At 64.7% G+C, this 9,410-nt stretch carries 9 protein-coding genes and 1 pseudogene; 2 read left to right on the top strand and 8 right to left on the bottom strand.

The features are described 5' to 3' along the window. The 7 genes and pseudogenes from H8A95_RS26325 to H8A95_RS26295 all read right to left on the bottom strand — a co-directional run. Positions 1–243 (bottom strand): annotated as a pseudogene (locus H8A95_RS26325) (two-component sensor histidine kinase); the annotation flags it as partial. Between the two features lie 84 nt (positions 244–327). After that, positions 328–1,380 (bottom strand): putative bifunctional lysylphosphatidylglycerol flippase/synthetase, encoded by a 1,053-nt coding sequence (locus tag H8A95_RS26320; protein WP_229185851.1) that lies wholly within the window; start codon positions 1,378–1,380, stop codon positions 328–330. A 353-nt stretch (positions 1,381–1,733) separates the two neighbouring features. Beyond that, a complete protein-coding gene (locus tag H8A95_RS26315) occupies positions 1,734–1,961 on the bottom strand; it encodes a SelT/SelW/SelH family protein (RefSeq protein ID WP_229185850.1) in 228 nt (75 codons plus the stop codon). 19 nt (positions 1,962–1,980) lie between these two features. Further along, positions 1,981–2,889 (bottom strand): haloalkane dehalogenase, encoded by a 909-nt coding sequence (locus tag H8A95_RS26310; protein WP_229185849.1) that lies wholly within the window; start codon positions 2,887–2,889, stop codon positions 1,981–1,983. Further along, on the bottom strand, positions 2,886–3,476 hold the full coding sequence (locus tag H8A95_RS26305; RefSeq protein WP_229185848.1) for a TetR/AcrR family transcriptional regulator: 591 nt from the start codon (positions 3,474–3,476) through the stop codon (positions 2,886–2,888). Before H8A95_RS26305 ends, H8A95_RS26310 begins: the two co-directional genes overlap by 4 nt. Before the next feature lie 108 nt (positions 3,477–3,584). Continuing rightward, positions 3,585–3,881, bottom strand: coding sequence for a hypothetical protein (locus H8A95_RS26300; protein WP_229185847.1), 297 nt, complete (start codon positions 3,879–3,881; stop codon positions 3,585–3,587). Between the two features lie 2 nt (positions 3,882–3,883). After that, positions 3,884–5,278 (bottom strand): OmpA family protein, encoded by a 1,395-nt coding sequence (locus tag H8A95_RS26295; protein ID WP_229185846.1) that lies wholly within the window; start codon positions 5,276–5,278, stop codon positions 3,884–3,886. 168 nt (positions 5,279–5,446) lie between these two features. Between H8A95_RS26295 and H8A95_RS26290 the strand changes: the two genes are divergently transcribed. Further along, positions 5,447–6,505 (top strand): polysaccharide deacetylase family protein, encoded by a 1,059-nt coding sequence (locus H8A95_RS26290; RefSeq protein ID WP_229185845.1) that lies wholly within the window; start codon positions 5,447–5,449, stop codon positions 6,503–6,505. A gap of 284 nt (positions 6,506–6,789) precedes the next feature. Next, positions 6,790–7,590 (top strand): SDR family oxidoreductase, encoded by an 801-nt coding sequence (locus H8A95_RS26285; protein WP_229185844.1) that lies wholly within the window; start codon positions 6,790–6,792, stop codon positions 7,588–7,590. A 358-nt stretch (positions 7,591–7,948) separates the two neighbouring features. Here H8A95_RS26285 and boxB read toward each other — a convergent pair whose 3' ends face one another. Further along, on the bottom strand, positions 7,949–9,400 hold the full coding sequence (boxB, locus tag H8A95_RS26280) for a benzoyl-CoA 2,3-epoxidase subunit BoxB (protein WP_229185843.1): 1,452 nt from the start codon (positions 9,398–9,400) through the stop codon (positions 7,949–7,951). Positions 9,401–9,410: the final 10 nt, after the last annotated feature.

Genomic DNA, 9,410 nt, shown 5'->3' with positions numbered 1-9,410 from the left:
AGCCTCGACCGGATTGCCGTGGCGGACATCCTCGCGCGAGGTGCCGGCATCATGCAGCCGCCATGGCACCAGGGCCGCGGCCGCGATGCAGACGAACACCGCGCAGGCGCGCACCAGCGACAATTCGCCCAGCGCGACCACGACGCTCAACGCCAGCGCTGCGGCAAGCAGGATCAGCGCGGAATGGCGCAGCCGGTCGGGCCAGGGCGAGAATATGGAAGGCGGAGAATCGTCAATTGCCATCGCGGTGGCTTTCTTCCCGTCGGTTCATGTCTCGCCCAGGCGCGGTCATAGCGACCGTCCCTCGGGAGGCATCGGGCCGCTTCATCAGACGCCGGAGTCACCGCGCTTGCGGACCAGAACCGCCTCATGCGGCTCTGCGCGGGGACCCGAATCAGCCTGCGGCAGCCGTTTGAGTCGGGCGCCAACGATAACCTCCCGAAACGTCAGCAAGATTACAGATATGACGAACGGCGCAATATAGTAGAGCAGGCGGAACAACAGCATACCGCCGAGCAGGTCCTCGCGGTCCATCTGCCAGAGGCCGACCAGCATGGCGGCGTCGAACACCCCAAGCCCGCCGGGGGAGTGGCTGGCGAAGCCGAGCAGGGTCGCCGACACGAAAATGACCGCGACCACGACGAAGCCGAGATTGGGCTCGTCCGGCACCAGCACGTACATCGCCAGCGCGCAGAAGCCGAGGTCGACGATGCCGATCGCGATCTGCAGCAGGGTCAGCGGACCGCCCGGCAGGGTCACCGTCCAGGGGCCGCGGCCGACCACCCGCGGCTGGGTCCAGACCCAGACCACATAGGCGACCAGCGCGATGATGATCGCGAATGCCAGCGTGCGGTTGAGCCAGGGCGGCAGCTGGTCGATGTTGGCGGCGGCCTCGGGGTGATAGGCGATGCCGAGCCCGAGCACCGCGGCATTGCCGAGCCAGAAGGTGAGACCGGCGAGAAAGCAGATCTTGGCGACGTCGATCGCGTTCAATCCCCAGGCCGAATAGATCCGGTAGCGCACCGCGCCGCCGGTGAAGACGCTGGCGCCGACGTTGTGGCCGATCGAATACGATGTGAACGCCGCGAGCGCATTGATGCGATAGGGCACGTGGGCGTGGCCGATCGCGCGCACCGCGAACAGATCGTAGAAGGTCAGGGTGAAGTAGCCGGCTGCGACGAACAGTCCCGCCAGCGCTATTTGCCGCGGCTCGGTGCTCTTGATGGCCTCGAGCACCTCATTGGTGTTGATGCCGCGCAGCATGTGATAGAGGACGTAGCAGGCGATGCCGATGACGGCGATGCTGATGACAACACCCAGCCGATGCAGGATCTGCTTCTGGCGCAGAAACGCCATCGCCCTGCGTATTGCTTCCAGCATCTAGACCTCGAATTGCGATCCCGCGACGACGGCTCCCGGGCGAACTCCGCCGGCGCTTCGCTGTGCCCCGCCCCGTGTAGCGCGTTTTAAGCCGGAGTGGAATTCGTCAAACGACAATAAAACGCGCATCTTCAAGATATTAGGGATGATTCATGACAGCGGATGCACAAATATGCGCGTTTCCCGCCACGTTCGACAAGGCTTGACATGCACGTGCGGCAGTTAGCCCGCCGAACGGTGCGCAAGACCATCCGGAAAACTACGGGGGCATGAGCGACGCCATAGCGCTCGTGCTGCGAAAATCGCCGCCGCAATGGTCATGCGACGGCAATCAGGCAGGCCTGCGTCGATTTTTATGCCCGTGCCGCGGCCACAGCGGTGACGATTTCGGCGGCATCGGGGAAATGCCCCTTCACGCGCTTGGCAATCACTTTGCCGTCAAGCTTGACCTCGAAGACGCCGCCCTTGCCGGGCACCAGCTCTGCATCGAGCGCAAGCCGTTCGCGCAGCAGCGCGGCGGCCTCCCTGGCGCGCTTCTCGTAGCCGCAGGGACGGCAATAGATGATCGAGAGGTCGGTCATGGCGTGCTTTCCCATCCACTCATGCCGCGAGATGTTGCGCGTTCACGGCTTCGATCCCGGCGATCCACCCTGCAACGGAGCGACCGATCGCCTCCGGATGATCCTCCTGCAGATAATGCGCGCCCGCACCGAGCTGAATGACCGCGCAATGCTGCAGCTTCGCCGCGAAATCCGCGGCGAAGGCCGGCGACACCAATGCGCCCGGTGATCCCGCAAACAGCAGCTTCGGATAGGTCGACACCGCGAGCGCCGCGTGCGCTGTGGTGAGCGCCTGATCGACGTCGGCGGGTTCGCCCGCGATCGGCAGCTCGCGCGGCAGCATCAAGGTCGGCTTGCGGCTCTCGCGCGTCGCAAACGGCGCACGGTAAGCTTCCATCTCCTCGTCGCTGAGGGTGCGCAGGATCGAGCCGGGCAGCACGCGTTCGACGAATGCATTGTTGTCGAGGACCATTGCTTCGCCTACTCCCGGCGTGCGGAATTTGCGGAACGTCTCCCGCGCAGCCTCGTGCTGGTGGAAGTCGGACCAATCCCGCATCGGGCGGATGAATTCCATGAAGGCGAGCCCGCGCACGAGTTGCGGACGACGTGCCGCGAGATGGAACGCGAGCGCCGTGCCCCAATCCTGCGCGACGAGATAGGCCGAGCTGATGCCGAGCTCATCGATCAGCGCGTCGAGATAGTCCGCATGGTCGAAGAAGCGGTAGGCGATGTCGGGCTTGCCGGACTGGCCGTAGCCGATCAGGTCGGGCGCGATGCAGTGCCCGACCGGCGCCACCAGCGGCATGATATTGCGCCAGATATAGGATGAGGTCGGATTGCCGTGCAGGAACAGCACGTGCGGCGCGTCGCTGCGCCCAAGCTCGTGATAGGCCATCGTGGTTCCGAGCACCGGGCGATGATGCAGGCTGATATCGGCAGACATGGTCATGGCAACTCCTTGAACACGGTTTGGAAGGCGATCGTCTTGAAACGCTCGAGCGCGGCTTCGCTGCGCTCGACCTTCATGCGCAGCATCGCGCCCTGCCAGGATGCGAGCAGGAAATCGGCAAGCGCATCGGGATCGAAGTCGGAGGCGATCTCGCGTTTGGCCTGGGCCTCAGTGATGCAGGCCGCAAACGGCGCGCGCCACTCCCGGAAGATCTCGTTGAGCTGCTCACGCAGCATCTCGCTCGAGCCCGACGCCTCGAGGCTGAAATCGCCGATCAGGCAGCCACGGGTGAAGCCGTCATGCGCCAGCTTGCCGGTGATGAGATCGAGATAGCGCCGGAGCCTGTCGCGCGGCGGCAGCGTCGTGTCACCGAGCGCTTCGGCGACGAGGCCGCGCACATAGAGGAAGTAGCGATCGAGCACTTCCGACGCGAACAGCTCCTTGGAGCGGAAATGGTTGGTGAACGAGCCCTGCGGCGCGCCGGCCGCGGCGGTGACGTCGCGCACGCTGGTGCCGTGATAGCCGGTCCGGAACATTTCCTTCAGGCCGGCGTCGAGGATGGCATCGCGGAGAGAGGGTTTCGGCATGGGCAACATTTAATACGTACGTACGTATTGATGTCAAGCAATATGATCGATGCGACGCCGCCGGCGAGCGACGAAATCGCTTAAGTCCGTTGGATCAAGGGTTTGGGGTCAGCTCGCCGGCTTGCTGCGCGAAACCACCCAGTCGCGCAGCCAGGAGCCGATCGCGCAGCCGACGAGATAGAGCGCGAACATGATCAGGAAGAGATCGAGCCAGTAGCCGAAACGGCCGGGCACGACCCGGGCGAACGATGCCGCCACCAGCGCGGCGGCGAGTACGGCCAGCCAGATCATCCACACCTTCGAGACGGCCTGTGCCCGATGCACCACCGCGATCCAGCCCATGCCGAAGCCAAGCAGGGCTGCGCCGAGCAGCCAACCCCAGAAGAATGTCGCGAGCACGGTCATCGCTACTTCACCACGAATTCGATGCGGCGGTTCTGCGCCTTGCCGTCTTCATTCTCGTTGCCGGCCAGCGGCTGCGTGCTGCCATACCCGATCGGCGTGAAGCGGTTGGCAGGCAGACCGGCGCGCACGAGATAATCGACCACGGCCTGCGCGCGCCGCTCCGACAATGCCTGGTTCGCCGCTTCCTCACCGTCGCTGTCGGTATGGCCGGCGACCTCGATCGTCGCGTTGGGACAGCGCATCGCGGTCTCGATCAGACGGTCGAGCAGGCCGGCGGAATCCGCAACGATGTCGGCCTTGCCGGACTCGAAGCGGATCTTGCCCTTGGAGAAGATCTCGGAAAACAGCTGCTGGCACACGGTGGGATCGACCGGCGCCGCCGCCGGCTTGACCGTGACCTCGGCCTTGTACTGCCAGCCTTGCGGAAAGTCCTTGCCGAGCCCGTCGCGGATCTGGCCGGCCGCAGCATCATAGAGCGCATCGCCCGACAGCTTCACCTCGCGATCCGACACCACGAGCGTGCCGGTCGACAACCGCGACAACGCACCGAGCGCCGGCACCACCGCCGCCGCAAATCCTGACGGCGCGCCGAGGCTGGCCTTGAGATTGTCGACCACCTTCTCGCTGAAGAACTTGCGGCCGGCGGCTGCGACCAGCGCGGCATGCACGTTGTTATCCGGCACGTAGCCGGTCAGCGTCAGCGTCACCGCGACCGGGTCCTTGTAGGCCTGAAACACGTAAGGCGGCGCCTTGATATCGTTGGCGGCGATCGAATAGCCCTCCGGGAGGTTCTTCAGCGCCGCCGCGACCGCTTCGCGTCCGCCGAGCTCGCGCGCCATGCCCGCGAGATTGACCTTGTTGTCGGTCAGCGTGATCTTGCCTTCCTTCAGCTTACCGATCTGGTCGAGCAGCAACAGCGCCGCCGTGTCGAACCGCGACGGCGCGCCACGGGCGAGCGCCATCTGATCCACCACCTCGACACCACCGAGGCTGGCCTTCGCGGCCTCGGCCAGCTTGCTCTTGCTCGACGGCAATGGCGCATTGCCGCCAAGCGTGACCCGCACCACGTCGCGTTCGGCAGACCAGACGAACGGCTTGGCCTCGGGAACGAGGCGGGTCTCGTCGTTGACGAGCCGCACGCCCGGCACGGCCTCGACCGACGCCACCGCGCTGAGACGACCGTCTTCGGAGAAGGCGTTGGCCGCAAACGTGACGTCGCGGCCGTCGACGCCGATGCGGCGCTTGTCGAGGACGGTGTCCTTCAATGCGGCATTGGAGCGCGCGGCAAGGTCCGCTTCGACCGTGGCCGTTGAGGTCCAGGCCGCGATACCCCACAGGACGACCAGCGGAATCATCCCAGGCCACCACTTGCTACTCCACTTGAAAAGTCCGTGCATTCAGCATCCTGCGGGGTCGGGAAGCAGAGAGAAAACAAACCCTTGGCTGACTGTCAAACCCCAAATCAGGCACCACGGCGGGGCCCTATGTCGGATCGGGATAACAGTTTCTTCAGTGGTCTTTCGCTAAGTTTGCGGCGGAATGCAAATCGGCCGCCCCGCGCCCTCATGAAACAACTCCGCAACACCGTGATCCGTGCCGGGCTGGAGGCGCTGTATTTTTCCGGCGCGCACCATCTGCTGCGGCCGATCTTCGCCGGCGTCGGCACGATCTTCATGCTGCACCACGTCCGCCCGCGGCGCGGCGACGCGTTCCAGCCCAACCACCATCTCGAGGTCACGCCGGATTTCCTGCGCGCGATGCTGACGCATCTGCGCGCACTCGACGTCGAGATCGTCAGCATGGACGAGGCGCATCGCCGCCTCACCGAACGGAATTTCACGCGGCGCTTCGCCTGCTTCACCTGCGACGACGGCTATCGCGACAACCGCGATTTCGCGCTGCCGGTCATGCGCGAGTTCGGCGCGCCGTTCACCGTCTTTGTCGCAAGCGATTTCGCCGAGGGCTGCGGCAAACTGTGGTGGATCGCGCTGGAGCGGGTGATCGCGACAGCGTCCGCCATCGAGGTGCCGATCGCCGGCGTCATGACGCGGATCGACACCGCGACACCGCAAGCCAAGCGCACAGCGTTCGGCCGCATGCACGACTGGCTGCGTTCGCTGCCGGGCGAGAAGGAGATGCAGGCCGAGATATCCGCGCTGTGCGCCCGCCACGGCGTCGACGAGGCCGGCATCGCGCGCGAGCTCTGCATGTCCTGGGACGAGTTGCGCGGCTTTGCCGACGATCCGCTGGTCACCATCGGCGCCCACACCATCACCCATTGCAATCTCGCCAAGCAGAGCGAGACCGTCGCATCGTTCGAGCTCGCGACCAGCCGGGCGCGGATCGAGGACGCGCTGCAACGGCCGACGCTGCATCTCGCCTATCCCTATGGCGACCGGATCGCCGCCGGGCAGCGCGAATTCGCCCTCGCCAAGTCGATCGGCTTTCGAACCGCGGTGACGACGCGGCCGGGCATGCTGTTTCCCGAAAGCGCCGACCATCTGACGGCGTTGCAGCGGGTCTCGCTGAACGGCAATTACCAGGACGCCCGCCTGCTGCCGGTCTTGACCTCCGGCGCCGCCACCGCGGTGTGGAACGGCTTCCGCCGCATCGATGCGGCGTGATCGCCTAACCTTCTTCCCTTTGTGAGCGCGTAACTCTGCTGCCCTTCTCCCCCTGTGGGAGAAGGTGGCCATAGGTGGCCTGCGGCCACCGTTCTCGAAGATCGCCGATGCCACGCATCGGCTATGCGAAATCCGCGACGGATGAGGGGTCTGTCTCCGCGGATAGAGACCCCTCGCCCTGCGCCTGCGGCGCCACCCTCTCCCACAGGGGGAGAGGGTATTCAGCTTCCTTGACTCGATCCCCGGCCGCGCCCAGAACCACTGGCAACGCAATGGAGGAGCGCATGTTCAAGGATCTGTTCTCACTGAAAGGCCGCGTCGCAATGGTGACCGGGGGATCGCGCGGCATCGGCAAGATGATCGCGGCCGGTTTCCTCGCGCAGGGCGCCGCCAAGGTCTACATCACCGCGCGCAAGGCAGGTCCCTGCGAGGCCACCGCCCAGGAGCTCTCCGCCGCCTATGACGGCGAATGTATCGCGCTGCCGATCGACATCTCGACCGTCGAAGGCTGCGACAAGCTCGCGGGTGAAATCATCAAGCGCGAGCCGAAGCTCGATATCCTCGTCAACAATGCCGGCGCGGCATGGGGCGCGGATTTCGACGAATTCCCGGAGAGCGGCTGGGACAAGGTCATGGACCTCAACGTCAAGTCGATCTTCTTCCTGACCAAGGCGCTGGCCAAGCCGCTGCGCGCGGCGGCGACGCACGACAGACCGGGCAAGGTGATCAACATCGCCTCGATAGACGGCATCTTCGTCAACCCGATGGAGACCTATTCCTATGCCGCGAGCAAGGCCGCGGTGATCCATCTGACGCGACGCATGGCGACGCGGCTGATCAAGGACAACATCAACGTCACCGCGATCGCGCCGGGCGCCTTCAAGTCCGACATGAACCGGGCGGCGCGCGACCACGCCGACGAAGTCGCGCAACGGGTCCCGTCGCGGCGGGTCGGCAGCGACGAGGACGTGGCGGGCACCGCGATCTATCTCGCCTCGCGCGCCGGCGACTATGTCGTCGGCAACACCATCGCGGTCGATGGCGGCGTGGTCTACGCGACCGCGGGTCTGGAGATCGCGGGGTAGCACGGTATCGCGACGATCGACCTTGGGCGCCATTCTACCGCTGTCATGCCCCGGCTAGATCGGGGCATCCAGTACGGCGCGGCCGCTCAATCCTGCTCCGCCGTCTCTGGAATACTGGATCACCGCTTTCGCGGGTGATGACGGAATGAGCGCACGACGTAAAAAGAAAAGGAGCGAGCCAGGACCTTATCGGCTCACCCCTTTTCGGCCCCTCCGGGAGGAAAGGAACTGTTAGGTCATGATGCGATCCCGCATCATGACCACGTCTATTGCTTGAGCATGATCTCCGCGCAAACGCGTTCCGGGTTTGTCGCGAGGGAAAACCGCTTCGCACTTTTCCGGATCATGCTCGAGCCGATCAGCTCTCGATCCTCACATATTCGAAGTCGCCAGGCTTGTTGTCGATGCCGACCTTCGGCGCCGAGATCCAGGAGGCGAACTCGCCGGGTTCGGTGACCGGCTTCATCAGCGAGGCGATGAAGTCGCCGTCGGCGGTCGACGGCAGCCAGTCGTTCTTGCGCTTGGCCCAGGTGGCATCGTCGATCAGGAGGCCATCGGGCGTCGCATGGATGTCCTTGAACTCGCCGATCTGGCGGTGGAAGGCGGTGTTCGGCACCGCGAGCTTGTAGTCGATGCCGGCGGTCGAGATCACCTTGTTCCAGCGCAGCATGCCCTTGACGCAATCCTGCGTGTAGTCATCGCGCAGCCGCATGTTGAGCGCGGTCAGCGCCGGCTCGTCGACCAGCTTGATCTGGCCGTCCACCATCTTCATGACCGGATAGGTCGAGCTCTTGAGCTGGTGGTCGTCCTCGATCGTGGTTTCCTTGTAGCGGCCCTTGATGCCGGCGTTGAAGGCGTTCGCCGCATTGGTCGACACTTCGGAGCCGAACAAATCGAGCGACAGCGAGTAGTGCAAGTTGAGCTTCTTCTGGATCGTCGGCAGGTCGATGACGCCGAGCGCACGGATCCTGGCGATGTCGTTCGGATCGGAGATGCCGGCTTCGTTCATCGCATCGCAGGTGCGCTGCACGACGCGGGTGATGCCGGTCTCGCCGACGAACATGTGATGCGCTTCCTCGGTCAGCATGAAGCGGCAGGTGCGCGACAGCGGATCGAAGCCCGACTGCGCCAGCGAGTGCAGCTGCATCTTGCCGTCGCGGTCGGTGAAGTAGGTGAACATGAAGAACGACAGCCAGTCCGGCGTCGCCTCGTTGAAGGCCCCTAACATGCGCGGCGAATCCGCGTCACCCGAGCGGCGGCGCAACAAATCGTCGGCCTCCTCGCGGCCGTCGCGGCCGAAATACTTCTGCAAGAGGTAGACCATCGCCCAGAGATGGCGGCCTTCCTCGACATTGACCTGGAACAAATTGCGCATGTCGTAGAGCGACGGCGCGGTCTTGCCGAGATGGCGCTGCTGCTCGACCGAGGCCGGCTCGGTGTCGCCCTGGATCACGATCAGGCGGCGCAGCATCGCGCGATGCTCACCGGGGACTTCCTGCCAGGCGGGCTTGCCGAAATCCTCGCCGAACGGAATGACGCGGTTCTCTTCCTGCGGCGCAAGCAGAATACCCCAGCGATATTCCGGCATCCGCACGTAGTCGAACTTGGCCCAGCCGCGTGGATCGACCGAATAGGCGGTGCGCAGATAGACCAGCGATTCCTGGAAGCCGTCCGGCCCCATGTCCTTCCACCAGTCCATGTAGCCGGGGTGCCAGCCCTCCAGCGCCTTCAGCACCTGGCGGTCTTCGGCGAGATTCACGTTGTTCGGAATCTTGGTCGAGTAATCGACGTTCATGATGTTCATGTTCATGGCCGTGCTC

Source organism: Bradyrhizobium oropedii (genome assembly GCF_020889685.1).
GTDB lineage: Bacteria > Pseudomonadota > Alphaproteobacteria > Rhizobiales > Xanthobacteraceae > Bradyrhizobium > Bradyrhizobium oropedii.
This window is presented reverse-complemented; position numbering and strand designations above follow the sequence as displayed.